At 71.9% G+C, this 26,282-nt stretch carries 27 protein-coding genes; 25 read left to right on the top strand and 2 right to left on the bottom strand.

Annotated features, from left to right (window positions below; genetic code table 11):
* Window positions 1-53 precede the first annotated feature (53 nt).
* Window positions 54-1,226, bottom strand: coding sequence for an amidohydrolase family protein (locus E4P38_RS09320; RefSeq protein WP_135131498.1), 1,173 nt, complete (start codon window positions 1,224-1,226; stop codon window positions 54-56).
* Window positions 1,227-1,325: 99 nt separating this feature from the next.
* Between E4P38_RS09320 and E4P38_RS09325 the strand changes: the two genes are divergently transcribed.
* From E4P38_RS09325 to E4P38_RS09345, 5 genes are all read left to right on the top strand, one after another.
* On the top strand, window positions 1,326-1,616 hold the full coding sequence (locus tag E4P38_RS09325; RefSeq protein WP_135131499.1) for an acyl-CoA synthase: 291 nt from the start codon (window positions 1,326-1,328) through the stop codon (window positions 1,614-1,616).
* A 39-nt stretch (window positions 1,617-1,655) separates the two neighbouring features.
* Complete coding sequence (locus E4P38_RS09330; protein WP_135131500.1) at window positions 1,656-1,835, top strand: hypothetical protein; 180 nt, start codon at window positions 1,656-1,658, stop codon at window positions 1,833-1,835.
* A 71-nt stretch (window positions 1,836-1,906) separates the two neighbouring features.
* Window positions 1,907-3,190, top strand: coding sequence for an MFS transporter (locus E4P38_RS09335; protein ID WP_135131501.1), 1,284 nt, complete (start codon window positions 1,907-1,909; stop codon window positions 3,188-3,190).
* Between the two features lie 51 nt (window positions 3,191-3,241).
* Window positions 3,242-4,150, top strand: a complete 909-nt coding sequence (locus E4P38_RS09340) for an SDR family oxidoreductase (RefSeq protein ID WP_135131502.1) — start codon at window positions 3,242-3,244, stop codon at window positions 4,148-4,150.
* 11 nt (window positions 4,151-4,161) lie between these two features.
* On the top strand, window positions 4,162-5,007 hold the full coding sequence (locus E4P38_RS09345; RefSeq protein WP_209309020.1) for a MaoC family dehydratase: 846 nt from the start codon (window positions 4,162-4,164) through the stop codon (window positions 5,005-5,007).
* A gap of 27 nt (window positions 5,008-5,034) precedes the next feature.
* Here the strand turns inward: E4P38_RS09345 and E4P38_RS09350 are convergent, their stop codons facing one another.
* On the bottom strand, window positions 5,035-5,943 hold the full coding sequence (locus E4P38_RS09350) for a VOC family protein (protein ID WP_135131504.1): 909 nt from the start codon (window positions 5,941-5,943) through the stop codon (window positions 5,035-5,037).
* Window positions 5,944-6,110: 167 nt separating this feature from the next.
* On the opposite strand from E4P38_RS09350, the gene E4P38_RS09355 reads away from it, so the two are divergent.
* The 20 genes from E4P38_RS09355 to E4P38_RS09450 all read left to right on the top strand — a co-directional run bounded on the left by E4P38_RS09355 (window position 6,111) and on the right by E4P38_RS09450 (window position 26,241).
* On the top strand, window positions 6,111-6,983 hold the full coding sequence (locus E4P38_RS09355; protein ID WP_135131505.1) for an alpha/beta hydrolase: 873 nt from the start codon (window positions 6,111-6,113) through the stop codon (window positions 6,981-6,983).
* 39 nt (window positions 6,984-7,022) lie between these two features.
* A complete protein-coding gene (locus E4P38_RS09360) occupies window positions 7,023-7,871 on the top strand; it encodes a VOC family protein (RefSeq protein WP_135131506.1) in 849 nt (282 codons plus the stop codon).
* Between the two features lie 181 nt (window positions 7,872-8,052).
* On the top strand, window positions 8,053-9,351 hold the full coding sequence (locus E4P38_RS09365; RefSeq protein ID WP_135131507.1) for an ABC transporter substrate-binding protein: 1,299 nt from the start codon (window positions 8,053-8,055) through the stop codon (window positions 9,349-9,351).
* A 162-nt stretch (window positions 9,352-9,513) separates the two neighbouring features.
* Window positions 9,514-10,812: an ABC transporter substrate-binding protein gene (locus E4P38_RS09370; RefSeq protein WP_135131508.1), complete on the top strand. Its 1,299-nt coding sequence runs from the start codon at window positions 9,514-9,516 to the stop codon at window positions 10,810-10,812.
* A gap of 100 nt (window positions 10,813-10,912) precedes the next feature.
* Complete coding sequence (locus E4P38_RS09375) at window positions 10,913-11,941, top strand: DUF2889 domain-containing protein (RefSeq protein ID WP_135131509.1); 1,029 nt, start codon at window positions 10,913-10,915, stop codon at window positions 11,939-11,941.
* Window positions 11,931-13,037 carry an acyl-CoA dehydrogenase family protein gene (locus tag E4P38_RS09380; protein ID WP_135131510.1) on the top strand — a complete coding sequence of 369 codons (1,107 nt, stop codon included), beginning with the start codon at window positions 11,931-11,933 and terminating at the stop codon, window positions 13,035-13,037. Before E4P38_RS09375 ends, E4P38_RS09380 begins: the two co-directional genes overlap by 11 nt.
* A gap of 45 nt (window positions 13,038-13,082) precedes the next feature.
* Window positions 13,083-14,177 (top strand): acyl-CoA dehydrogenase family protein, encoded by a 1,095-nt coding sequence (locus tag E4P38_RS09385; protein ID WP_135131511.1) that lies wholly within the window; start codon window positions 13,083-13,085, stop codon window positions 14,175-14,177.
* A gap of 74 nt (window positions 14,178-14,251) precedes the next feature.
* On the top strand, window positions 14,252-15,472 hold the full coding sequence (locus tag E4P38_RS09390; protein WP_135131512.1) for a CoA transferase: 1,221 nt from the start codon (window positions 14,252-14,254) through the stop codon (window positions 15,470-15,472).
* Between the two features lie 49 nt (window positions 15,473-15,521).
* Window positions 15,522-15,911: a Zn-ribbon domain-containing OB-fold protein gene (locus E4P38_RS09395; RefSeq protein ID WP_209309021.1), complete on the top strand. Its 390-nt coding sequence runs from the start codon at window positions 15,522-15,524 to the stop codon at window positions 15,909-15,911.
* Complete coding sequence (locus E4P38_RS09400; protein WP_135131515.1) at window positions 15,908-17,050, top strand: thiolase; 1,143 nt, start codon at window positions 15,908-15,910, stop codon at window positions 17,048-17,050. Before E4P38_RS09395 ends, E4P38_RS09400 begins: the two co-directional genes overlap by 4 nt.
* A gap of 40 nt (window positions 17,051-17,090) precedes the next feature.
* The gene (locus tag E4P38_RS09405; protein WP_135131516.1) at window positions 17,091-17,957 is read left to right on the top strand and encodes an enoyl-CoA hydratase-related protein; all 867 of its coding nucleotides are present in this window, start codon (window positions 17,091-17,093) and stop codon (window positions 17,955-17,957) included.
* Window positions 17,958-18,142: 185 nt separating this feature from the next.
* Window positions 18,143-19,285 carry an amidohydrolase family protein gene (locus tag E4P38_RS09410; protein WP_135131518.1) on the top strand — a complete coding sequence of 381 codons (1,143 nt, stop codon included), beginning with the start codon at window positions 18,143-18,145 and terminating at the stop codon, window positions 19,283-19,285.
* Between the two features lie 148 nt (window positions 19,286-19,433).
* Window positions 19,434-19,880 carry an OB-fold domain-containing protein gene (locus E4P38_RS09415; protein WP_135131519.1) on the top strand — a complete coding sequence of 149 codons (447 nt, stop codon included), beginning with the start codon at window positions 19,434-19,436 and terminating at the stop codon, window positions 19,878-19,880.
* Window positions 19,877-21,076 (top strand): thiolase family protein, encoded by a 1,200-nt coding sequence (locus E4P38_RS09420; RefSeq protein WP_135131521.1) that lies wholly within the window; start codon window positions 19,877-19,879, stop codon window positions 21,074-21,076. Before E4P38_RS09415 ends, E4P38_RS09420 begins: the two co-directional genes overlap by 4 nt.
* A 37-nt stretch (window positions 21,077-21,113) precedes the next feature.
* On the top strand, window positions 21,114-22,322 hold the full coding sequence (locus E4P38_RS09425) for a CoA transferase (RefSeq protein WP_135131522.1): 1,209 nt from the start codon (window positions 21,114-21,116) through the stop codon (window positions 22,320-22,322).
* A 23-nt stretch (window positions 22,323-22,345) separates the two neighbouring features.
* Window positions 22,346-23,179: an SDR family NAD(P)-dependent oxidoreductase gene (locus tag E4P38_RS09430; protein WP_135131524.1), complete on the top strand. Its 834-nt coding sequence runs from the start codon at window positions 22,346-22,348 to the stop codon at window positions 23,177-23,179.
* Window positions 23,176-23,814 carry an NAD(P)H-binding protein gene (locus E4P38_RS09435; RefSeq protein ID WP_135131525.1) on the top strand — a complete coding sequence of 213 codons (639 nt, stop codon included), beginning with the start codon at window positions 23,176-23,178 and terminating at the stop codon, window positions 23,812-23,814. Before E4P38_RS09430 ends, E4P38_RS09435 begins: the two co-directional genes overlap by 4 nt.
* Window positions 23,815-23,912: 98 nt before the next feature.
* Complete coding sequence (locus tag E4P38_RS09440; protein ID WP_135131526.1) at window positions 23,913-24,656, top strand: alpha/beta hydrolase; 744 nt, start codon at window positions 23,913-23,915, stop codon at window positions 24,654-24,656.
* A 17-nt stretch (window positions 24,657-24,673) separates the two neighbouring features.
* Window positions 24,674-25,105 (top strand): Zn-ribbon domain-containing OB-fold protein, encoded by a 432-nt coding sequence (locus E4P38_RS09445; RefSeq protein WP_135131527.1) that lies wholly within the window; start codon window positions 24,674-24,676, stop codon window positions 25,103-25,105.
* A complete protein-coding gene (locus E4P38_RS09450; protein ID WP_135131529.1) occupies window positions 25,102-26,241 on the top strand; it encodes a thiolase family protein in 1,140 nt (379 codons plus the stop codon). The genes E4P38_RS09445 and E4P38_RS09450 overlap by 4 nt, the downstream gene beginning before the upstream one ends.
* Window positions 26,242-26,282 lie beyond the last annotated feature (41 nt).

A 26,282-nucleotide genomic window follows, 5' to 3' on the forward strand; every position in this document is an offset into this window, starting at 1 on the left:
GAACAGTTTGTCTGTAGACTTTCGGTGACCCGCCGCTCGGCGGCAGTACGGGCTCAGCTCCCCCGGGGGAACCGCAGCATCCGTCGGGCGTTGGTCTCGACGATCTTCTCGACCTCGTCGTCGGGGATGTCGGCGAGCACCTCGGTGGCGCGCTTGCGGCTGTTCGGCCAGTTCGAGTCCGAGTGCGGGAAGTCGACCTCGACCATGATCCGGTCGATGCCGATCTCGTGCCGGTTCTTCAGCCCGTGCTCGTCATCGATGAAGCAGCCCCAGAAGTGCTCGCGGAACAGGTCGCTGGGCCGGGTGTCCATGTCGACGTCCTGGTACCACTTGTGCCGTTCCCAGGTGTAGTCGGTGCGCTCGAGGATGTAGGGCACCCACCCGATGCCGCCCTCCGCGAGGGAGAACTGCAGCTTCGGGAACTTCTGGAGAGCGCGGGAGAACAGCAGGTCGACCGTCGTCCACATGAGGTTGGTCGAGAACAGGGCGATCGCCACGGCGAAGGGGCCGTCGGGCGCTGCCAGCTGCCCCGGGACCGGCTTCATGGAGGCGTAGCTGAAGCCGGGCACGAACGATCCCGAGCCGAAGTGCAGCGAGATCGGGACCTCCGTCTCGGAGGCGACCTCCCAGAGCGGGTCCCAGTGTCGCGTGTGGAACGACGGGAGCCCGAGGGGGACGGGGCTGTCCGGGAAGGAGAACGTGCGCGCCCCCTTGGCCGCCGTCCGCGCGGCTTCCTTGGCGGTCTCCTCGATGTCCCACACCGGGAGGATTGCGATCGGGACGTACCGGTCCGGTGCGACCGAGCACCACTCGTCGATGTAGAAGTCGTTCCACGCCTTCACGCAGAGGAGCGCGAGCTCCTTGTCCTGGGCGCGGAAGAAGGTGCCGCCGGCGAAGCCGGGAAAGGACGGGAAGCACAACGCCGCCTGGACGCCGTCGACATCCATGTCCTTCACCCGTGCCACCGGGTCGTAGCAGCCCGGGATCATGTCCTCGTAGCGGACCGGGTCCATGCCCCACTCCTCGCGGGGCTTCCCGGCCACCGCGTTGAGCCCGATCGTCGGGTAGACCTGGCCGTCGTAGTACCAGAGGTGCTTCCCGTCCACCTCACGGATCTGCGGCCCTGCTGCCTTGAACTTCTCGGGGAGCCGGTCCTGCCAGACGCGGGGGTGTTCGATCAGGTGGTCGTCGACGCTGACGATCTGGTGATGGTCCTGCAGGGGCATGTCCACTCCCATTGACTGGGTTCCCGTAAACCCGACGACATTCCCGCCGAGCATATAAGGTCTGTGGCCTGGATCACCATGTGAACGAGGAGGCTCCGGGTGACCGAACCGGGCGACGGGGGGCTGCTGGAGCGGCCTGCGGACGAGGACCACGACCTGCTGACCTACGGGGAGGCGGGCGTCCGGCTGCAGACCGAGATCCAGACGCTCCGGGACGAGGTCGCGCGCCTGGCGGCGGCGACCGATCCGGGGCCCGCCCTGGGGTCGGCCCGCGCCCGGCTGGCGCTCCTCGAGGACGCCGCCCAGCGCAACGCCCGGCAGCCGATCACCGACGACAACTTCGAGGCCTTCTTCGGCTACCGCGGAACGGCCCGGCGCAACACCACCTGACCGGCCGCCCCCGGGCGGCCACCGAGAGGAAGTTCCGCGATGTCCGGTCTCGACAACAGCCAGATCATCACCGACGAGGTCAGCCTGCACGCGGAGGAGGCCGGCCTGGCGGGACACAAGCAGCGCGAGCACGTGACCCCGCTCGGCACGGCCCCCGCCGGCCACCTGCCCGACGGCGAGGGCGACGCGGAGGAGAAGGCCGAGCCGGCCGCGGAGTGACCTCCCACTGACGGCCCCCGCTGTTATAGCGAGGTTTACGGTAGTGGTGTTGAGGTGGTAAGCCTCTCTCCATGGTCGACCCGGACAGTCCTCCGCTGACCACGGCGGCCGACCGTCCGGCGACCGACCGTCCGCCGCTGTTCACGCGGGCCTTCCTGCTCCTGCTGACCGGAGGCTTCTGCTTCTTCGCCGCCTTCGGCATGACCGTCCCGGTGCTGCCGCTCTTCGTCACCGAGGAACTGGGCGGCAACGACCTGGCCGTCGGCGTCATCGTCGGGCTGACGGCGGTCTCCGCCATCGCGATCCGCCCCTGGGCCGGACGCCGGGCGAACGCGTGGGGCAGGCAGCGACTGATCGTCGTCGGCATCGTCATCGGCGCGGTCTCGTTCGTGTTCTCCGGCATCGCGCCGAACCTCGTGGTCCTCGGCGTGCTGCGGCTGCTGACCGGCGTGGGCTCGGCCCTCGTGCTCATCGGGGCGATCACCACGGTGATGGACACCGTCCCGGAGAACCGCCGGGGTGAGGGGGTCAGCTACTTCTCCGTCGCGCCCTATCTCGGCATCGGGCTCGGGGCCGTGGCGGGGCAGGCGGTGTACGAGGCGCTGGGGTTCGAGCTGTCCTTCGTCGTGGCCGGCGCGGTCACCCTGCTGGGCGTGTTGCCGATCCTCGGCGTGCCCAACCTGGTCATCCAGGCCGCACCGGGGGAGGCGCGACAGCGGCACTTCCACCCGGCCGCCATCCTCCCGGGGGCGATCTTCGCCCTCGGCCTCGTGGGCCCGGTGGCCTTCACCTCCTTCATCGCCCTGTACGTCCGCGACTTCGGCCTGGACAGTCCCGAGTGGCTGCTGCTGGCCTACTCGGGCTGCGTCCTGGCGGCCCGGATCCTGGGCGGCCGCATCCCCGATCTCTTCGGTCCGCGCATCGTCGGACCACTGTCGGCGGTCCTGCTGGCGGTCGGGCTGGGCACCATCGCGCTCACCCCGGTCGCGTGGGGTCTCTACGTCGGGATCGTGCCGTTCGCGCTCGGCATCTCCCTGCAGTACCCGGCGATGCTCACCCTCGCGCTCAGCCGGGTGCCGGAGCGCGAGCGCGCCGTCGGGGTGGCCACCTTCACGATGTTCTTCGACGTCGCACAGGGCCTCGGCGGCGCCGTCGTCGGGGGACTGGCGGCCCTCGGCGGCTACCGGGTGGCCTTCGGCGGCTGCGCGGTCCTGGCCCTGGTCGGTCTGGCCGGCCTCTGGTTCGGCCTGCTGCGGCCGAGCGCGGCCGCCGGCGCCGCCGAGGACGGCCATCCACCGCACGACCCCACCGCCGACCAGCCCGAGACCGCCGAGCGCGCCATGCGCCTGGAGTGAGCTCGCGCGTCGTTTCCGAACACCCTCATCCCGATTCCAAGGAGCACGACCATGGACCAGCGCGTCGCCGTCATCACCGGAGCCGGCAGGGGGATCGGCCGTGAGCACGCACTGGCCTTCGCCCGCCACGGCGTCGCCGTCGTGGTCAACGACCTCGGCGGCAGCAGCGAGGGGGAGGGGGCGTCCGCGGGGCCGGCCCAGGAGGTCGTCGACCTGATCCGCTCCGAGGGCGGTTCGGCCGTCGCCGACTCCTCCGACATCTCCGAGCCCGACGGGGCGGCGCAGCTGGTGCAGACGGCGCTGGACGCCTTTGGCCGGCTGGACACCCTGGTCAACAACGCCGGGATCCTCCGCGACAAGGCGCTGCTGAACATGGACGTCGCCGACTTCGACCTCGTCCTCAAGGTGCACCTGCGCGGCACGTTCCTGACCACGCAGGCAGCCGGCCGACACTGGCGGGACCGCGCGAAGGCCGGCGACAGCGTCGACGCGAGGATCGTGAACACCTCGTCGGGCAGCGGGCTGTTCGGCAACTTCGGCCAGTCCAACTACGGCCCGGCGAAGGCCGGCATCGCCAACCTCACGATCGTCTCGGCGATGGAGCTCGGGCGCTACGGGGTCAACGCGAACGCGATCGCGCCCGTGGCGAAGACCCGGCTGCTGGCCACCGCGGGTGCCTCACCGACGATCGACGAGGGCTTCGACCCGCTGGACCCCCGGCACGTGTCGCCGTTCGTCCTGTGGCTGGGCAGCCCGGAGTCGAAGGAGGTCACCGGCCGCGTCTTCAGCGTCGTGGGCGGGTACGTCGGTGTCGCCGAGGGCTGGGAGATCGGCCCGACCCTGCACGAGGAGGGTCCGCTGACCTTCGACCTCATCGAGGAGAAGTTCCCCGCCGTCTTCTCGAAGGCGGCGCCGAACTTCGACGTCCGGCAGTCCCACCCCTACCGCAGCAAGGCCTGATCGCGATGCCGATGGACATGTCCGTCGTCGGCTACCGGACCGAGCCGGTCACCGTCACCTGGGACTCCGCCCGCGCCATCCTGTACGCCCTCGGAGTGGGCGCCGGCAGCGAGGACCCGCAGCGTGAGCTGAAGTTCACGACCGAGAACTCCGTGGGCGTGGTCCAGGCGGTGCTGCCGACGTTCCCCATGGTCATCGGGCGGCGGGTGGACCGGCCCTTCGGCGACTACGACCGGGCCCGGAGCCTGCACGCGGAGCAGGAGATCCGGCTGCACGAGTCCCTGCCGCCGGACGGCAGCGCCGAGGTCGTGGCCGCGGTCGAGTCGATCCAGGACAAGGGGAGTGGCGCGCTGGTCACGTTCAGCGCCACGTTCACCGACCCGGCCACGGGCCGGGTGCTGGCGGCGACCCGGACCGGCTCCTTCGTGCGTGGTGAGGGCGGCTTCGGCGGCGACCGGGGACCGTCGGCGACCTGGACGGCGCCGGACGGCGAGCCCGATGTCGTCGTCCGGCAGCAGACGTCGGTCTGGCAGCCGCTGCTCTACCGCCTGTCGGGGGACCGCAACCCGCTGCACTCCGATCCGGAGATCGCCGCCCGGGGTGGCTTCGACCGCCCGATCCTGCACGGCGCCTGCACCTACGGCTTCGTGGGGCGGGCGCTGCTGCACGCCGTGCTCGGCTCCGACGTCGACCGGTTCGGCGCCATGAAGGCGCGGTTCGCCGCCCCCGTCTACCCGGGGCAGGAGCTGCACACGTCGATCTGGCGGACCGGCGACGGTGCCGTCTTCGTGACGCAGGACGAGACCGGCCGGACGGTGCTGGGGCAGGGCCTGCTCACCGAGCGCGGAGCCGGCTGAGCAGGCGCTGCCCAGGAACGGCGGCCGTCAGGAGGTCGCCGTCCACTCCATCCGCAGACCCAGGGTGTCGGCGGGCTCGGTCAGCAGCACCGACCCCGCCCGCTCCGTCACCCGGATGCCCGCCGTCCGGAGGCGCTCCTCGGTGGCGGCGAGGTCGTCCACCGCCCAGGCGAGCGACGCCAGCCGTTCGCCGCCGGCCGCGAGGAAGGACCCCCACCGGCTCTCCGGGGAGTCCGGCGAGACCAGCCGCACCACCAGGTCGAAGACCGCCACGTCCGCCATCGTCTCGCCGGGAAGGTTGCCGGGCCGGGGCGCCGCCACCTCGACGTCCACGAGGGTGCCCAGCACCCCGACGGCGGCGTCGAGGTCGCGGACGACGGCGGTGACCCACGCCAGTCCCCGGACGGGCACCTCTCCGGCGGTCGGCCCGATCGGCCCGGACCCGTGGCGGGGATCGTCGGCGAAGTCGGTGTCGGTCCACTCGACCAGGATCCCGGCGGAGTCCTTCGGGTGCATGAACATGTGCCGGCCCTCGATGTCGGTGCCGGTGATCCGGACCCCGTGCCGCCTCAGCAGGCTCTCCACCGTCCAGAGGTCGTCCACCGACCAGGCGACGGAATGAACGCCCGGGCCGTAGCGGGACAGGAACCCGGTCAGCGGCGAGTGCTCGCCCGCGGGCACGAAGACCGCGATGGGACTCGGCCCGACCCACAGGACCTCCGCGGTCGCGCCCGACTCGCCGCCGTCCGCCGGCGCCTCCTCGCTGAACCGCGGGTAGCCGCGCACGGCGGGCATGTCGCTGGTGTTGGGAATCGCTCCCAGGACCCTGGTGAACCATTCGGACACCTCCGCCGCCGGGCGGTCGGTGACCAGCCCCAGGCGGTGGAAGTCCCCGGGGCGGACGGGCAGGGCGGGCGGCTGCAGGGGCGGCGGCATCGGAACTCCTCAGCGGCGGGCGGGCGCGGGGCGCAGGACCGGTGGTGATGGACAGGGGGACGCCCACCAACTTAGGGTGCGCCGTACCGTTCGGCTTTCGATAAAGCCGCGGCGCCCGGGATCCGGCGCCGTCGCGGGACTGTGATCGAGCGCCGAGGGGGCCCGCAATGACCGCAGGCGTCGTACCCGGCCCGGTGTCGTGGCTGGACCGGGTCGTCGAGGTCGAGGGCGCCGAGATCCGGTACGCGGTGTCCGGCGACGGGGACCGCGACCTGGTGCTCGTGCACGGCCGGGGCGCCCACCACCTCTGGTGGCACACGGTCCTGCCGCTGCTCGAGCCGGCCTGGCGGATCACCCGCGTGGACCTCAGCGGGCACGGCGACAGCGGGCATCGGACGGCCTACTCCACCCGGCTGTGGTCGGCGGAACTGCTGGCGGTCTGCGACGCCGTCGGCGCGCGACGTCCGGTGCTGGTCGGGCACAGCATGGGCGGCAACGTCTCGCTGCTGACCGCCGTGGAACATCCGGAGAGGTTCGCCGGACTGGTCATGCTCGACAGCGGCGTCCGGCCGCCCGGCCGCTACCGCTCCTTCCACGACGAGCCGCGGGACGGCGCCCGCCCGCCCCGGGGGCCGCGGTACGCGGCCACGCGCGAGGAGCTGCTGACCCGCTTCCGGCTGATGCCGCCGCAGCCGCACCCCGAGCCGGAGGTGATGGCGGTCATCGGGGAGCACAGCACGCGCGATACCGAGCTCGGCTGGCGCTGGAAGCACGACCAGTTCGACATCTCCGACCTCGGTGACGAGCAGGTCGACCTCGCCCTGACCCGGCTGCCCTTCGCGGTCGGCTACGTCTACGGCACCGAGAGCCAGGTGACCGACCGTTCCTCGGCCGAGTACTTCGGCCGCGTCGTCGCCGGTGCGCGGGTGGAGGCGCTACCCGGCGCCCACCACCACGTGATCCTCGAACGGCCGGAGCGGTGCGCGGAACTGATCGACGAGATGGCCGACGCGCAGCTCCGCGGGGTTGCGCACCAGTGACACGAGCCCGGCAACGTTGCCGGGGAGCGAGGAGATCCGATGAGCACGGTGCAGGTCCAGCGGCTGGGACACGTCAACACGTTCGCGGCCGACCACGAGGCGGTCGCGGGCTACCACGCCCGGGTCCTCGGCGCGCAGACGTTCATGGACTGGGAGGAACCGGCCTTCGGCGGGCGGAACGCCCTCTGGCGGATCGCCGGCACGGTGGTGGAGATCTTCTCGCCCACCCGGCCCGACGGCGCCATCGGCCAGTGGGTGGAGCGCAACGGGTCCGGGTGGCACTCCCTGGAATGGACCGTCCCCTCCCTCGACGCCGCGATCGAGACGATGCGCGAACGGGGCATCCGGATCACCGATCACGTCGAGGGCCAGTACGCGTTCACCCACCCCAAGGACGGCCACGGCATCTCCTTCGAGCTCACCGAGGCGCACTTCCCGGGTGACCCGCGGGACGACCCGGGCTGGACGCCGCCGAAGGCCGGCGAGGAGAACCCGCTGGGCATCGTCGGGCCGGTGGCGATCAGCGTCGCGTCGCACGACCCCGACGCGGCCGCCCGCTGGCTCGCCGACCTCACCGGCGCCGAGGGCGTGCGGGCCGAGGAGCGGCGCCACCTGAACACGCGGTCGGTGGCCGTCGACTTCCCGGACCATGTCGTCGAGTTCGTGACCCCCTTGGTCACCCCCGCTGTCGACCACCACCTGACCGACTTCCTGCGGGACAGGGGCGAGCGCATCTTCTCGGTCGACTTCCCCGTCGCCGACATCTACGCCGCCCGCGCGGCGCTGGCCGGGGTCGGCGCACGCTTCGAGCAGTTCGGGCGCACGTCCCTGGTGCTCCCGTTGGACGAGACCGGCGGGGCCCGGATCGAGCTGCGCGCGCAGGTCTGAGGCCTCGCGGAGGCCCGCAGGTCACAGCCGTGTCACGGGCCGTACGCCGTACGTTGACGTGACCTGGGTCATGCACCTACGTTCCAACCGGCCACCCTCCCGTACGGCTTCCGATATACCGGACGATCCGGGCGAGCCGGCCGTGCCACGACAGCGTCGTCCCGCACCCAAGGAGTAGTCCATGTCCCGGTTCTCCCTTCCAGGCGCCACCGGCCCACGACGGGCGCGGCGCACCGCGGCCCTCGCCGTGGCAGGCGTCGCCGCATCCCTCGTCCTGGGCGCCTGCGGCGACGCGAGTGACGACAGCGGCGGTGGCGGGGGTACCGCCGCTGCCGACTGCGGCGACGCACCCGGTGTCACCGACGATGCGATCACCCTCGCCTCGGTGTCCCCGCTCAGCGGTCCGTCCGCGACCACCTTCGCCGGGTTCGTCGAGGCCGCCGAGGCGCGCTTCGCACTGCAGAACGCCGACGGCGGCGTCAACGGCCGGGAGATCACGGTCGAGAAGAACGACGACCTCGGGGACGGCGCAGCGCAGGTCACCGCGGCCCGCAACGCCGTCCAGCAGCAGCAGGCCTTCGCCATCATCTCCGCCTCACGCGTGGACACGATGTTCGACTTCCTGGCCACGCAGAGCGTGCCGGTCGTCGGCTACCCCGGGCAGCCCGCCTACGTGGAGGACGAGAACGTCTTCGGCTTCGCCGGATCGGGCAACATCGGCTACTTCGCCGAGGCGTACGTCAACAAGATGGTCGACCTGGGCGCCACCAACCTCGCCGTCCTGGCGCACAACTCGCCCGGATCGCTGAACAGCGCCAACGGCATGATCCAGGCCGCCGAGGCCAATGACCTCGAGGTCGGTGTCAAGTCGCTGGACGTCCCGCTGGGGTCCTTCGACGCCACCGCGCTCGCCATCCAGATGAAGGAGGCCGGCGCCGACGCGATCTACGCGCCGACCCTCACCGACTCGTCGGTGTCGGTGCTCCGGGCCGCGCAGCAACAGGGCGTGGACCTCAAGGCCGTGTTCGTGTCGAGCGTCTACGACCCGCGGGTCGCCGACCAGATCTCGGAGTTCATCCAGGGCGCGATCACCACGACCCTCGCCGTGGTCCCGAACCAGCTGGCGGACGAGAACGAGGCCGTGCAGACCTACATCGACACGATGAAGGAGTACGCGCCCGACACCGACCCCAGCGCCGGGTTCGCCGAGGTCGGCTACATCTCCGCCGACCTGTTCATCAAGGGCGTCGAGGAGGCCGGTGACTGCCTCACCCGCGAGTCCTTCATCGAGGGCCTGCGCGGAGTCACCGAGTACGACGGGGGCGGCCTGCTCACCGAGCCGGCGCAGTTCTCCGGCGGCGACGCCCCCAACGGTGGCCAGCGGTACGGCAGCTGCGCCTGGTTCGTCACCCGCGAGGGCGACGAGTGGGTGCCGGACGACGAGCCGACCTGCGGCGAGCTGATCCAGATCGCCGGCTGACCAGCACCCCTGCACCAGCTCTCGGACGTGGCGCGGTCCTCAGCGGACCGCGCCACGGTCGGGGCCTCCGTCCCTCGGGGGCTCGCGACAAGCGTTCCGCCGGCCCTGACCGGCTGCTCGTGCACCGACGGATCCATCCCCGCATGACAAAGGAGTTCCTCCATGACCCCGTTCCCCCTTCGATCTGCTTCCGGCCCGCGCCGGGGGCGGCGCACCACGGTCGTGGCCGTGGCCGGCGTCGCTGCTTCCCTCGTCCTGGCCGCCTGCGGTGACGCCGGGGGAGGCGGTGGCGGTGGTGGTGGCTCGGCCTCCGCTGACTGCGGCGAGGCGCCGGGTGTCACCGACGACTCGATCACCGTCGCCTCGGTGTCGCCGCTGAGCGGCCCGTCGGCGAGCACCTTCGCCGGCTTCGTCGAGGCCGCCGAGGCGCGCTTCGCGCTGCAGAACGCCGACGGCGGGGTCAACGGCCGCGAGATCACCCTCGAGAAGAACGACGACCTCGGCGACGGCGCCGCGCAGGTGACCGCTGCCCGCAACGCCGTTCAGCAGCAGCAGGCGTTCGCCATCGTGCACGCCTCGCGCGTCGACACCATGTTCGACTTCCTGGCGACGCAGAACGTTCCGGTCGTCGGCTACCCGGGCCAGCCCGCCTACGCCGAGGACGAGAACGTCTTCGGCTTCGCCGGTGGGTCCCAGACCGGCTACTTCGCCGAGGGTGCGGTCACGCGCCTGCAGGAGGAGGGCGCGACCAACCTCGCCGTCCTGGCGCACAACTCGCCCGGATCGCTGAACAGCGCCAACGGCATGATCCAGGCCGCCAAGGCCAACGGCCTCGAGGTCGGGGTCACGTCCTTCGACGTCCCGCTCGGCTCCTTCGACGCCACGGCGCTCGCCATCCAGATGAAGGAAGCGGGTGTCGACGGCATCTACGCCCCGACGCTGACCGACTCGTCGATCTCCGTGCTCCGGGCCGCACAACAGCAGGGCGTGACTCTCAAGGCGAACTTCGTGTCCCAGGTCTACACGCCGGCCGTGGCGGAACAGGTGTCGGAGTTCATCCAGGGCGCACTGACGTCGACCCTTGCCATCGTCCCCAACGAGCTCGCGAGCGAGAACGAGGACGTGCAGGCCTACGTCGACGCGATGGCGGAGTACGCGCCCGACATCGAGCCCAGCACCGGCTTCGCCGAGGCCGGCTACATCTCCGCCGACCTGTTCATCAAGGGCGTCGAGGAGGCCGGTGACTGCCTCACCCGCGAGTCCTTCATCACGGGCCTGCGCGACCTGGGCGAGTACGACGGCGGCGGCCTGCTCGTGGAGCCGGCCGTGTTCTCCGGTGGCCCCTTCGCGAACGGCAGCGCGCCGTTCGGTGCGTGCACCTGGTACGTCGTCCGCGAGGGCGACGAGTGGGTTCCGGACGCCGAGCCGGTCTGCGGTGAGCTGATCAAGCAGGAAGGCTGACCCGTCGCCCGCCCCCGGACCTCCTTCGCGGAGGACCGGGGGCGGGCCTCGTCCCGCTCCCTGCTCGGAGCGGACGAACCCCCGGACCAGAGGAGCAACCGTGAGCGTCGACCAGGGTTCGCCCGGCATCGCTGCGCCGGGCGGCATGGCCACGCCGGTGCAGCAACTGCCGGCACCGGCGACCCCCGGCGCACGACGCGAGGTCAGCATCGTCATCGCGCCGCAGGACGCCTGGACGTCCGGCACCGAGGTGCGCGCCCGGGCCCGCGACGTCGTGCGGGGCGGGAACGCCTCGACGTCCACCCGCGAGCCGGTCGAGATCGCCGTCCGCACGGATGCCTCCGGTGTGCTGGAGGACGTCCGGATCCCCGCGGCACCCCAGCGGGGAGAAGCCCTGCGCGGCCGCGCGGTGCGTGGTGGGTTCCGGGCCGGCCTCTCCGCCCTGGACGGACTGGACCCGACGTCGCCCGAGGCGGGCCTGCTCGACGACCTGCCGACGGTCCGGCTCATCTCGGGCTACGCGCTGATGATGGAGGCGGAGGAGTCGCCCGCTCCGCCGACCGGGCAGCGGCGGGCGCCCCTGGTGGGCATCTGCAGCGGCTGGCGCGCCGACGGCGTCGCCGTCCAGCGGGCCATGGCCGAGGTGCCCCTGCTCGGTGCCGCCGCGACGACCCCGCCCCTGGAATCGGTCACCGGCTCCCCGGAGGCCTTCCTCGAGGAGGAGGCGCTCGCCCCGCGGACCATGCGGCGCCGGCGCGTGCTCGAGATCGCCCCGGCGGCCGACGGCGGGTGGGACGTCTTCGCCTACCTGCGCGACAGCCACGTCGACCGGGCGGGGATCGAGCACGGACTGCACGAGTACGTGGTGACCGCGACCGCCGGCCGGGGTGACCTGCGCCTGCGGTCCGTCGTGGCCGAACCGCGCACGCTGCCCTTCCGCGACTGCCCGCTGGCCTCCCCGAACGTGGACCGGCTGATCGGCATGCCCGCCGGCGAGGCCGGCTCCGGCGTCGTCGACCGCCTGCCCGGCGCGGCCGGCTGCACCCACCTGAACGACCTGCTCCGCACCTTCCGCTTCCTGCCACGCCTGGCAGCCATGGTCGACCGAGGAGACACAGATGAGCACTGAGGTGCTGGACGAACTGCGCGGGTTCCTCGACGAGGCCGTCCCGCGCTTCCGGGAGCAGTTCGGGGACGACGCCGGCTGGGACACCCGGATCGCCTGGCAGCGGGCCATGGCCGAGGCCGGCTGGGCCGCCCCGGGGTGGGCGGCCGAGAACGGCGGCCGGGCCCTCCCGGCGCACGAGGTCCTCGCCATCGAGGAGGTGACGGCCGGCTACGGGATGCCCCCGCTGGCCGGGATGCTCGGGCTCAAGAACGTCGGCCCGACGCTCGCCGCCTGGGGCACTCCCGAGCAGAAGCAGCACCTGCCGCGCATCCTCTCCACCGAGGAGGTGTGGTGCCAGGGCTTCAGCGAGCCCGGCGCCGGCTCCGACCTCGCGGGGCTGCGCACGCGCGCCGTCCGTGACGGCGAGGACTACGTCGTCAACGGCCAGAAGATCTGGACGTCGAACGGCATGCACGCCACGCACATGGAGCTGTTGGTGCGCACCGACCCCGACGCTCCCAAGCACCGCGGGATCTCCGCGCTGCTGGTCGACATGTCGACACCGGGCATCGAGGTGCGGCCGATCCGCCAGATCAACGGCCAGGCGGAGTTCGCCGAGGTGTTCTTCACCGACGTCCGAGTCCCGGTGGAGAATCTCCTGGGCAAGGAGAACGACGGCTGGAACGTCACGATGACCACCCTCGGGCACGAGCGCTCCGGTGTCGCGATCTTCGCGACGCGGTTCGAGCGCGAGGTCCGCGACCTGATCGCCGCGCACCGCGGGGACGACCTGACACCGGTCCAGCAGGACACCCTCGTCCGCCACTTCATCGAGGCGCGGGTGGTGGCGATCCTGGGCGAGGCCACCCTGTCCCGCGTGGCGGCGGGGGAGCAGCCCGGCTCCGAGCAGTCGGTGATCAAGCTCGTGTGGAGCGAGGCGGCCCAGCGGCTGGCGGCCACCAAACTCGATCTGGCCGGCATCGACGGCGTCGCCGGCGACGCGCCGGACGCCGCGGACGCCTACCTCTCCGCCCGCGCGATGACCATCGCCGCCGGCACGTCACCGATCGTCAAGAACATCCTGTCCGAGCGCGTGCTCGGCCTGCCCCGTGGCTGAGCTACGAACTCCGAAGCCAGGAACCCCGTCCGAGGGAGCACGCGCATGACCACCACCATCGCCGAGCGGGAGGACCTGCGGGCCGCCATCCGTGGCTTCCTGGCCGACCGGCTGCCCGAGGCCACCGTGCGCGTGCTGATCGACACCGACACCGGGTTCGACGCCCGCGCATGGACCCAGCTCTCCGGCGAGCTCGGCCTGTCCGGGCTCCTGGTCCCCGAGGAGCACGGGGGACAGGGGCTGTCCACCGTCGAGCTCGGCATCGCCCTCCAGGAGAGCGGTCGTGCGCTGCTCGGCGCGCCGTTCCTCGGCAGCGCCGTGCTCGCCACCTGGGCCCTGGTGGCCTCCGGCGACGACGCGACGGCCAAGGGGCTGCTCCCGGCGCTGGCCGACGGCTCGACCGTCGCCGCCCTGGGCATCGACGACGACCCGCAGGCGCCGGTCCGGGCGGTGCCCGACGGCGACGGCTGGCGGCTCACCGGTGCCAAGCGGCACGTCGTGGACGTCGCCGCGGCCGACACGTTCCTCGTCACCGCCGAGGCCGACGGCGGGGTGGGGCTCTTCGTCGTCCCCTCGTCCGGTGACGGCGTGACCGTCGAGCAGACCGGGTCCCTGGACCTGACCCGGCGGCTCGGCGTGGTCCGGCTGGACGGCGTTCCCGCGCAGCGCGTCGGGACCGACTTCGCCGCGGGCCTGGAGACCGTGCGCGAGCTCGGGGCCTTCGCCTGCGCCGCGGAACAGGCGGGAATCGCCGGCCGGTGCCTCGAGATCGCCGTCGAGTACGCCCGCACCCGGGAGCAGTTCGGCAAGCCGATCGGCTCGTTCCAGGCGATCAAGCACCAGCTCGCCGAGCACCTGGCCCGCGTCGAGCAGATGCGCGCGGCGGTCACCGCCGCCGCGGCCGAGCTGGCGACGTCCCCCGGCAGTGCGCGGGAGATCGTCTCGGTGGTCAAGGCCTACTGCGGCGACGCGGGGACGACGGTCGCCGAGGGGCTCATCGACACCCTCGGCGGCATCGGCTTCACCTGGGAGCACGTCGCCCACCTGTACCTGCGCCGGATGAAGACGCTGGCGTACCTGTTCGGCAGCCCGGCCGAGCACCGGGCACGGCTCGCCGCCGAGTTCGGGCTGACCGGCTGAACCAGTTCCACCGACCGACAACCCAGAGCGAACGGTGCACCCGGAGTGTGTGCCGAACCGAGGAGGAACCACAGATGGCAAGGATCATGGAAGGCGTCCGCGTCGTAGAGCTGGCGTCGTGGACATTCGTCCCCGCAGCTGGAGCGGCACTGGCCGACTGGGGTGCCGACGTCATCAAGGTCGAGGACATCCGGGGCGGTGACCCGGGCCGGCAGCTGGTCATCGGTGGCCTTCGCCGCGGGACGGGCAAGGCCGACGTCGACTTCATGATGGAGATCGGCAACCGCGGCAAGCGCAGCATCGGCCTCGACCTCAAGACCGAGGGCGGCCGGGAGGCGTTCGCAAAGCTCATCGCCACGGCCGACGTGTTCCTGACCAACTGGCTCCCCGGACCGCGCAAGCGCGCCGGCGTCGACGTCGAGGACATCCGGGCGATGAACCCGAACATCATCATCGCCCGCGGCTCGGGCCAGGGCCCCCGCGGTCAGGACGCCGACCGCGGCGGCTTCGACTCGGCCAGCTACACCGCCCGTGGCGGTGTCGCCTACGCGCTCACGCCCCCCGGCGCCGAGTACCCGATCTCGCAGGGCCCCGCCTTCGGCGACCTGCCCAGCGGCATGACCCTGGCCGGCGGTGTCGCCGGTGCGCTCTTCCACCGGCAGCGCACGGGTGAGGCGAAGATCGTCGACGTCTCGCTGCTCGGCCAGGCGATGTGGGCGATGGCACCGGACATCACGGCCGCGGAGTTCTTCGGCGTGGACCGCATCCCGGTCGCGCAGCCGGGCCAGGCTCTCAACCCGGTCACCAACCGGTACAAGACCAGCGACGGCCGCTGGATCCAGCTGGTCTTCCTGCAGCCGGACCGCTTCTGGGCCGACTTCACCCGCCGGATCGGCCGGCCGGAGCTGGCCGAGGACAAGCGCTTCGTCCCCTCGGCCAACCTGATCCAGAATTCGGCAGCGGCCACCGCGGAGCTCACGGCGACGTTCGCGGAGCACGACCTCGAGCACTGGACCAAGGTCCTCGCCGACGAGAAGGGTGTCTGGTCGGTCATGGCCTCTCCCAAGGAGGTGCTCGACGACCCGCAGGTGTCGGCCAACGACTACCTCGTCACCAACACCGACGACGAGGGCAAGAGCTACCGCTACATCCCTGCCCCGGTGCAGTACGACGAGACCCCGCCCCTGCCTGCCCGGTCCCCGGAGTACGGCGCGGACACCGAGGTCCTGCTGCTCGAGCTCGGCTACGACTGGGAGCAGATCGCGGCGGCGAAGGAAGCCGGGTCCGTCCTGTGACGGCACGCCCGCGGCGGGCGGCCGAGGTATGACGGCGAAGCCGAGGCCGGTGCCCACCCCGGACACCCAGTTCTACTGGGACCGGGCGGCCGAGGAGGAGTTGTGGCTGCCGCGCTGCGACGCGGAGGGCACCGTCTTCTGGTACCCGCGCGACTTCTGCCCCAGCTGCGGGTCGCGCTCGGTCTCCTGGGTGCGGGCGAGCGGGCGGGGCACGTTGGCGGCGTTCGTCGTCAACCACACCCCGCACCCCTCGTACGCCGCCGACGGGCCGTACGTGATCGCGCTCGTGCAGCTGGAGGAGGGCCCCCGGCTGATGACCAACATCCTCGGCGTCGAGCCCGACCCGGCACAGCTGCCGATCGGGATGCCGGTCGAGGTGGTCTTCGAGGACCGCGGCGAGGGCCTCAAGGTCCCGCAGTTCCGGCCGGTGGCGGCATGAGCGGGCTGCCGGACGTCGTCATCGTCGGGGCGGCGGAGTCGGAGAACGTCGGCGTCGTCCCCGACCAGTCGCAGTTCCAGCTGGCGGCCGACTCCGTGCTCCGGGCGCTGGCGCAGTGCGGCCTCGGGATCGGGGACGTCGACGGCGTCGCCAGCACCCTGCAGGTCGCCCAGTTCGCCCACCATCTCGGCACGCGGCCGCGGTGGCTGGACGGCACCGGCGTCGGCGGGTGCTCCTACATGCTGCATGTCCGGCATGCGGTGGCGGCGATCCAGACGGGACAGGCGGACGTCGTCGTCGTCGCGCACGGCGAGTCCGGCCGCTCGCGGGTCGGTCCGACCCTGCGGGTCCCCGACATGGCCAGCCCGGGCGGCCAGTTCGAGCTGACCTACGGCGTCGCGGGCACCTTCTCCTCCTTCACCATCCCGACCACCGCCTACCTGCACAAGTACGGGCTGGGGGAGGAGGCGCTGGCCGAGGTGACGGCCGCCCAGTCGGCCTGGGCGTCGCAGAACCCCCGCGCGTTCCGCGGCAAGTCGCTGACGGTCGACGACGTCCTGGCGTCCCGGATCATCGCCTGGCCCTTCCACGTGCTGGAGTGCTGCCCGGTGACCGACGGGGGAGGAGCCCTCGTGCTCACCTCCGCCGAGCGGGCAGCCGACCTCGACCTGACCGGTCCGCCCGTCCGGGTGGCCGGCTCGGGCGAGACGTGCGAGGGCCCGGGTGCCAGCTTCATGGAGGACCTGACCACGTTCCGCGGCTTCCGGGACTCCTCCGCCGAGGCGCTGCGGCAGGCCGATCTCACCGTCGCCGACATCGACCACCTGATGGTCTACGACGCCTATGCCCACCTGCCCCTCTACGGGCTGGAGGACATCGGGTTCGTCGGCCGCGGTGAGGCGTCGGCCTTCATCGCCAGCGGGGCGACCCGTCCCGGCGGCTCCCTGCCCATGAACACCAACGGCGGGGGACTGCTCTACACGCACACCGGTCAGTACGGGATGTTCGCGATCCAGGAGGCCGTCCGGCAGCTCCGCGGCGAGGCCGTGGTCCAGGTGCCGGACGTGCGGACCAGCCTCATCCAGGGCGTCGGCGGCATGTTCAGCGCCGCCGGCGCACTCGTGCTCACGACCGCCTGAACACCGTCAGGTCTCACCACCACCAGCAAAGGAACCTTCGATGACGAAGCCAGTCCCAGGCGTCCACTACATCTCCACCGCCGACCCTGAGGCATGGGCCGAGGCGGGCCTGGAGTTCCGGGTCGAGGACTCCGTCGCCTGGATCGTGATGAACCGTCCCGAGCGGCGCAACGCCGTGACCCACCCCCTCCGGAACGCCATCCTCGGCGCGGTCGAGGAGGTCCGCGACGACCCGAACATCCGGGCCGCCGTCGTCACCGGGAACGGGAAGGCGTTCTGCTCGGGCGCCGACCTCGGCGAGCCCGACCACATCGAGATCGCGCCGGACAACCGGCGCGGGAGCCACAGCAACATCGCCCGCGAGGACGGCCTCCGCTTCGGCTGGTGGCGGCTCATCAAGGCGGTCTGGGACAACGAGAAGCCGTTCGTCGCCGCGGTCAACGGCCCTGCCTACGGGTTCGGGTGCAACTTCGCGCTCGCCTGCGACCTCGTGATCGCCGCCGAGTCCGCCACGTTCAGCGAGGTCTTCGTCAAGCGAGGCCTGCCGCTGGAGGCGGCCGGTGCCTACCTGCTCACCCGGGGTACCAGCCCGGTCCGCGCCAAGGAGATCGCGCTGTTCGGCGAGCCCCTCCCGGGCCGCACCGCCGCCGAGTGGGGCCTGGCCAACCGCTGCGTCCCCGACGACGAGCTGCTGGCCGTGGCCGGCGACTGGGCCAAGCGGCTCGCGGCCGGCCCGACGATCGGCATCGGCCACGTCAAGGGGCAGATCAACAGCGCCCTGGAGCAGTCGATGGAGCAGGTGGCCAAGGACGAGGTCACGCTGCTGGGTCTCGGCGTCGGCAGCGATTCCGAGGAGGCCATGCGGTCGTTCGTGGAGAAGCGGGAGCCACGCTTCACCGGTCGCTGAGCTCCCGTCCCGCCCGTCCTGGCATCTGCCGGCGGGCGGGACCGGGTTCGGCGGACCGTCGTCGGAGGAAATTTGTGGTCCGAAGCACTGATACCCCGTGACAGGGGTCTCAGCGAGAGTTAACGTAACCCTTACGAGATAGCCGTCCAGAACGGCGCTGTCCTTACTTGCCACCGGAGGCACCCATGCCCTTGCCCGACGATGCCCAGGTCATCTCCGTCGACGACCACGTGATCGAGCACCCCCAGGTCTGGCTCGACCGCCTGCCGAGCAAGTACAAGGACGTCGCTCCCCGCATCGAGCGCGCGGCCGACGGCAACGACTTCTGGATCTACGAGGGCGAGCAGGCCGGCAACTTCGCGCTGAACGCCGTCGCCGGCAAGGACCCGAAGGACTTCGGGCTCGACCCGCGGACCTACGACGACATGCTCCCCGGTTGTCACGACATCGAGGACCGCATCAAGGACATGGACCTCGAGGGCGTCCATGCCCAGCTGTGCTTCCCGAACATGGGCGGTTTCGCGGGCAGCACCTTCGCCAAGTCCAAGGACTTCGAGCTCGCCAACCTCTGCATCAGCGCCTACAACGACTTCATCATCGACGAGTGGTGCGCCTATGCACCCGACCGCCAGATCCCGCTGATGATGGTCCCGTACTGGGACGTCCAGGCGACGGTCAAGGAGCTCCAGCGGACGGCCGCCAAGGGCGCGAAGTCCTTCACCTTCCCGGAGCTGCCCGACCGCATCGGCCTGCCGTCGTGGCACACCGACCACTGGGACCCGATGCTCGCTGCGGCGCAGGAGCTCAACCTCCCCATCTCGCTGCACTTCGGTTCCGGTGGCGCCCCGGTCGTCTCGCCCGAGGGCATGTCCAGCAACTTCACCGTGGCCATCACGCTCTTCGCGCTCAACTCGCAGAGCGCGATGACCGAGCTGCTGCTCTCGCCGGTCTTCCACAAGTTCCCCGACGTGAAGATGGCCCTCTCCGAGGGCGGCATCGGCTGGATGCCCTACATCCTCGAGCGCCTGGACTACGTCTGGACCCGGCACCGCTGGTACAACGACGTGAACCGCGAGATCAAGCCGTCGGAGATCTTCAGGGACCACATCTACGGCTGCTACATCTCCGACGACGCCGGCATCTTCTCGCGGCACCGCATCGGCGTGGACAACATCATGTTCGAGAGCGACTACCCGCACTCGGACAGCCAGTGGCCGCACACCCGCAAGATCCTCGCCGAGACGCTCGTGGACGTCCCGGACGACGAGGCCCGCAAGATGGTCGAGCTGAACGCCCGGAAGCTGTACAACTTCCCGCGCAGCAGCTGACCACCCCGACGCGCTGCGGCGCCGGCCTGCGGGCCGGTGCCGCGGCGCGTCGCTCGTTCCGGCAGACGATCCCGCTCCCCACCGCGCCCGTCGGCGCGGCGTCGAGCGTGCCCGGGAGCTGCCGTCCACACCACGGAGGAATCCTGAGATGACGGCCCGTACGACGGTCGGCGCGGTCCTGCCGCTGCGCCTGAAGCCCTACGTGGACGCGGACAACTCCGCGTTCTGGAGCGGCGGCGCCGACGGCGCGCTGATGATCCACCGCTGCCGCAGCTGCGGCTCCTGGTTCCACCCGCCGGCGCCCGTCTGCCGGAACTGCCAGAGCCTCGAAGTCGGCCCCGAGCGGGCCAGCGGACGCGGGACGGTGGCCTCCTACACCGTGAACGTCCAGCCCTGGATCCCCGGCTCGGAGCCCTACCTCATCGCCTGGGTCGAGCTCGCCGAGCAGCCCGGTCTGCGGCTGACGACGAACCTGGTCGACGTCGAGGCCGAGGACGTCTCCCTCGACATGCCGGTCGAGGTGGTCTTCGAGCCGCACCCCGACGGCGACGTCTGGTACCCCCTCTTCCGCCCGGCCCCCGGAGCGACGGCATGACCACGATCGGCGAGCGCAGCAGCTACGTCTCCGGGCTCGGGCAGTCGGCGGTGGGCCGCAACCTGGGTCGCACCGAGATGTCCCTGACCGTCGAGGCCATCACCAACGCCATCGCCGACGCCGGTCTGCGGCCGTCCGACATCGACGGCCTGGTGACCTACCCCGCGGGTGGGAACGGCACGGCCAAGGGCGGGTTCGGCGGCCCGAGCGCGAACGCGGTCCAGGACGCCATGGGCCTGCGTCTGGACTACTACTCCGGCAGTTCCGACGGCGCCGCCCAGCTGCAGGCGCTGGTCACCGCGTGCATGGCGGTCGCCACCGGTCTGGCCCGGCACGTGGTCATCTACCGCACGGTCACCGAGTCCACGGCCCAGACGGCGTCCGGACGACGGGGACTCTCCCTCGGCGACACCGAGCTGGACGGCGAGATGCAGTACCGGCTGCCCTACGGCGCGCTGTCGGCCACGACCTGGCTGGCACCGCTGGCCCAGTACCACATGGACCGCTTCGGGCTCACCCGCGAGCAGCTCGGCCAGATCGCCGTCGTGTCCCGGGCGAACGCGCAGCTGACCCCATACGCACTGATGCGCGGCCGGCCCATGACCATGGACGACTACCTGGCCGCGCGGATGATCTCCACCCCGCTGAGCCTGTTCGACTGCGACATCCCGTGCGACGCCTCGACGGCCCTGGTCATCTCCCACGTCGACACCGCCGCCGACTGCCCGCACGTGCCGGTGCAGATCAACGCCCTGGGGACGGCGAGCTGGGGCCGGCCGTCGTGGGACCAGTACGAGGACCTGGCCTCCTTCCCGGGACGGGGGCCGGCCGAGCACATGTGGCAGCGCACCGACCTCACGAAGGACGACGTCGACAGCGCGCACATCTACGACGGCTTCTCGATCATCGTGAACCTGTGGCTCGAGGCGCTCGGTTTCTGCGGGACGGGCGAGTCGGGGGCGTTCCTCGAGGGTGGCAAGCGCATCTCCCGGGACGGCGAGCTCCCCATGAACACCAACGGCGGCCAGCTCTCCGGTGGCCGCCTGCACGGCTTCGGCCACCTCCACGAGGCCGCCCTCCAGCTGCGCGGGGAGGCGGGGGAGCGGCAGCTGCCCCGCCAGCCGGAGGTCTCCGTCGTCACCAACGGCGCCGGCTCCACCGTCGGCTGCGCACTGCTCACCCGCGGCCTGGCCTGACCGGCCTGCGGACCCACCCGAATCGGAAGAGGTAGACGTGGACGTTCTCCGTGGACTGAAGGTCATCGATCTGACGGTGTGGGCGTTCTGCCCGGCCGCCGGGGCGGTCCTGGCCTCCTGGGGTGCCGATGTGGTGCACATCGAGAACCCCGGTGCACCCGACCCGATGCGGGTGTTCCTCGGCGGCTCGACCGAGCCCGGCGGCGCGCACTGGATGTTCCAGCACTACAACCGTGGGAAGCGGGCGGTCGCCCTCAACCTCGCTGACGAGCGCGGGCGCGAGGTGCTGCTGAAGATGGTGGAGGAGGCGGACGTCTTCCTGACCAGCTACCTGCCGGCCACGCGCCGCAAGCTCGGCATCGACGTCGACGACATCCGCGCGCGGAACCCGAAGATCATCTACGCCAAGGGCACGGGGGCCGGCCCGCTGGGGCCGGAGTCCGAGCGTGGCGGCTACGACGCCGCTTCCTGGTGGTCGCGGGGATCGCTGTCGGACACCGCGATGAACGTGACCGACACCGACGTCCCGCCCGGCATGGTGGGGCACGGCGACGGGATGTCCGGGCTGGTCTTCGCCGGCGGCATCTGCGCGGCGCTGCTCCAGCGTGAGCGCACCGGCGAGGCGGTGGTCGTCGACTCGTCGCTGATGGGCACGGCCATGTGGTTCAACGGGCCGGCGATCATCAGCAGCACGTTCCCGCCCGAGCAGCAGATGTTCAACGCGCGGCCCCCGCGCGAGGCGCTGTCGTGGTCGGGCAACACCTACCGCACGGGCGACGGGCGCTTCCTCTACCTGTCGTTCCTGGGAGATCCGCAGAAGCACTGGGTCGACCTGTGCGAGCGGATCGGCCGGCCGGAGCTCGCCACCGATCCCCGGTTCGCGACGGCCGCCGAGCGGGCGTCGAACAACACCGACCTCATCCACCTGATGGACGAGGTGTTCGCCGGCCGGCCGCTCGCCGAGTGGCGGACGGTGCTCAACGAGGCGCTCGGCGTGTGGGCGCCCGTGCAGACAGCCCGCGAGCTGCACGACGACCCGCAGGCCATCGCGAACCGGTACGTGCAGGACGTGAAGGCCGGGAGCCGGACGCTGCCGCTGGTGTCGCCCCCGATCAGTTTCGACCAGAACGTCGGTGACATCCGACGGGCGCCGGAGTACGGCGAGCACACCGACGAGGTCCTCGCCCACCTGGGCCTGGGGCAGAACGAGATCGACGACCTGCGCCGCGCCGGCGCGGTCGCCTGAGCGACGACGACAGAGGAGTCGCCATGACACGCAGGGCACTGGTCACCGGAGCCAGCCGGGGCATCGGCAAGGCGATCGCGCTCGCGCTCGCCGAGGCCGGTCACGACGTGGCCATCGGGGCGCGGACGCTGAACAGCGGCGACCCGACGCAGGACCACAGCATGAGCATCCACAAGAAGGACGAGCGGCCGTTGCCCGGCAGCCTCGAGGAGACGGCGCAGCTCATCCGTGAGCGCGGGCAGGAGGCGCTGCCGGTCCGGATGGACCTGACCGACCAGAAGTCGGTGGAGTCCGCGGTCGGCGAGGTGCTCGACCGGTGGGGCGGCGTCGACGTCGTGGTCAACAACGGCCGGCACATCGGGCCGGGACTGATGGACACCATCCTGGACACCCCGCTGGAGCAGTACCGGCTCTTCGTCGAGGCGCACGCCATCGCCCCGCTGCGGATCGCCCAGCTGCTCCTGCCCGCGATGCTCGACCGGGGCTCCGGCACGTTCGTCACCATCAGCTCCGGTGCGGGCACGGACTTCTACCCGGCGGGCAAGCCGGGAGCCGGCGGCGCGGGCCTGGGCTACCGGCTCGGCAAGGCCTCGGGCCACACGGTGGTCGGCAGCCTGCTGGCCGAGTACTCCGACCAGGGCATCCGGGCGTTCAACGTCGACCCGGGCCTCGTGGCGACCGAACGCAACTCGATCGAGCTCGCCGAGCTGGGCTTCGACCCCAACATCGGCGCGCCCCCGGCCGCCATCGGGGCCGCCGTCACCTGGCTGGTGACCGACCCGGACGCCGAGCAGATCATGCGCGGGGACATCTCGGGTCAGGCGCTGGCCCGCGAGCGGGGTCTGTACTCCTGGTGAACGTCCTGGTCTACGGCGCCACCGGGATGATCGGCGAGGCGATCGTGGGAGAGCTCCTCGACCGCGGCCACCGGGTCACCGCCGCCAGCCGGCAGGGCGCGGGCCCCGCGGACCGGCCGGGGCTGACCGTGGTCGCGGCCGACGTGACCGACCGGGCGTCGGTGGCGGCGCTCGCACCCGGGCACGACGCCGTCGTCACGGCGGTGCGGCCGGCTCCGGGGGAGGGGCCCGACCGGGTCGTGGAAGCGGCGCGGTCGCTGGTGACGTCCCTGCCTGGGGCCGGCGTCCTCCGGGTGCTGGCGGTGGGGGGTGCCGGGGGGCTGCAGGTCGCCCCCGGCGTCCGCGTCGTCGACGACCCGGACTTCAGCCCCGTCTACCGGCCGTTCAGCCTGGCGCACGTCGACGCCCTGTCGGTGTACGCCGGGGCGGACCAGTCGCTCGCCTGGACGATGGTCTGCTGCCCCCGGGTGATCGAGCCGGGAGAGCGCTCGGGCCGGTACCGGGTGGGCGGTGCAGAGCTGCTCAGCGATGCGGAGGGGGTCAGCCGGATCACCAACGCCGACTACGCCGTGGCGCTCGCCGACGAGCTCGAGCAGGCGGCGCACCCGCGCGCCCGCATCTCCGTCGCGTACTGACCTCCCGTGGTCGCGTCGCTGCGTCCCACCCCTGGTGAGGACGCGTGACGCGTGCCATAGTGCGGTCTATCGAATAGCTTCCCGAAAGGCAGACGACAGTGACGACGTTCGCCCTCCTGCACGGTGGCCAGCACGGCGGCTGGTGCTGGGACCTGCTGGTCGAGGAACTCGCCGCCCGCGGCCACCGCGCGGTGGCTCCGGACATGCCGATCGAGGATGACGCCGCCGGTGCCCGGGAGTGGGCGCAGAGCGTGGTCGACGCCCTCGGCGAGACCGACGACGACGTCGTGGCCGTCGCGCACTCGATGGGCGGCATGGCGCTGCCGGTGCTCGCCACTCTGCGCCCGGTGCGCCGGATGGTGTTCCTCGGCGCCGTCGTCCCCGTGCCGGGCATGTCGTTCCTCGAGTACCTCGGCACCCCGGAGGGCGGTCAGGCCGTCACGATGCCGATGGGGCCGGACCAGGAGCCCGACGAGCTCGGCCGCGGCGCCTGCTCGTGGGCGACCGCGCGCACGTACTTCTACCCGGACGTCCCCGAGCCGCTGGCCCGCTCGTCGTGGGAGAAGCTCCGGTCCAACGCGCTGACCGTCTTCGTCGAGCCGTGCCCGCTGGACACCTGGCCGGACGTTCCCTCGACGTCCCTCGTCCTGACCGAGGACGCGGCGATGTCGCCGGACTGGCAGCGACTGGTCGCCCGCGGCCGCCTCGGGTCCGACGTGGTCGAGCTCCCCGGCAGCCACTCGCCGTTCCTCACCCGACCGGCCGAGCTGGCCGACGCCCTCGTCCGCATCGCCACCTCTCCGACCCCGACGCCGGCCGCCGCTCCCGCGGCCGCCGGCTGAACAGACAGGACGCCTCCATGACCGAGACCGCACCGCTGCGGCCACTGCCGCTGCCCGACGACGAGACGCGCTTCTTCTGGGACGGCACGCGCGAGCACCGCTTCCTGATGCAGTTCTGCGCCGACTGCAAGCGCTTCTACCACCACCCGCGGCCCGTCTGCCCGGGCTGTCTGTCCTCGGACATGGCGCCCGAGGAGCTGTCGGGGCGCGGGACCGTCTACACGTACACGATCGCCGAGCAGGCCTTCCACCCGTTCTTCGCGAACCGGCTGCCCTACACGCTGATCGTGGTGGACCTGGAGGAGCAGCCCGGCCTGCGGTTCGTCTCCGAGCTCGTCGAGTGCTCCCCGGACGACGTCCGAGTCGGCATGCCGGTCGAGGTCGTGTGGGAGCACGTGACCGACGAGATCACGCTGCCCCTCTTCAAGCCGGCCGCGGTGCAGGCATGACCGGCACCGGACGCCGGGTCGCCATCGTCGGCGTCGGCTACTCCACGGTGGGCCGCGACACCGGCCTCTCCCTCAAGCAGCTCATCGCCCAGGGCGCGCAGGCCGCCATGGCCGACGGCGGTGTCGAGCAGGCCGACATCGACGGCGTCGCGATGCACGCCTTCCCCCCGCACTTCGTGCCGGCCTACGAGTGCGGTGCGCTGCTCGGCCTCCCGTCCCTGAAGTGGACGTCGGGCTCCATCGAGGGCCCGGCCTTCCTCTCGGCCGGGATCCACGCCGCCGCGGCCGTGGCCTCCGGGACCGCCGACGTCGTCCTCGCGCTGCGGCCGATGCTGCGGCTCGGCGCCACCGGGCCCACGCCCGGCGCCTCCGCCGCGGGTGGCCGGCAGTTCCTCGAGCCCTTCGGGGCCGGGCGGCCCGCCCAATGGGCCGGGATGATCAAGCAGCGGATGATGTCGGAGTTCGGCTGGGGCGAAGAGGCCTTCGGCCGGCAGATGGTGGCCCAGCGGGAGTTCGCCGCGCTGAACCCCGACGCCCTGCTGCGGGAGCGGATCACCCTCGACGACTACATGAACACCCGGTACGTGGCCAAGCCCCTGCGCCTGCTCGACTGCGACTACCCCGTCGACTCCTGCGGCGCGGTCATCTTCGCCACCGAGGAGCGGGCCCGGGACTTCGCCCAGAAGCCGGTCTTCGTCGAGTCGTGGTCGTTCGGGACGAGCGGGGAGTCCGACTTCGAGCTCGCCGAGGACATGACGCGGACGTCGAGCTTCAGTGCTGCCGCGGACATGTGGGCACGCACGTCGCTGACGCCGGAGGACGTGCAGGTGGCCGGCCTCTACGACGGCTTCTCGCCGATCACCCTGAACTGGATGGAGGCGCTGGGCCTCTGCGGGCGCGGCGAGGCCAGCGACTTCGTCGCCGAGGGCAACACGTCCCTGGGCGGGCGGGTGCCGGTGAACTGCGACGGCGGCGCGACCAACGTCGGCCGGGTGCACGGGGTCAACCACGTGGCCGAGGTGGTGCGCCAGCTCCGCGGCACCTCCGGCGACCGGCAGCGCCCGGACGCCAAGGTCGGGGTCGCGGCGAACTCGATCGCGGCGTTCACCGCCTGCATGCTCATGTCGGCCGAATGACGTCCTGCTGGCCGCCACCCCGGCGGTAGGTGCACGATCCC

The sequence above is a fragment of the Blastococcus sp. CT_GayMR16 genome (assembly GCF_004570875.1).
In the GTDB taxonomy this organism is placed as follows: domain Bacteria; phylum Actinomycetota; class Actinomycetes; order Mycobacteriales; family Geodermatophilaceae; genus Blastococcus_B.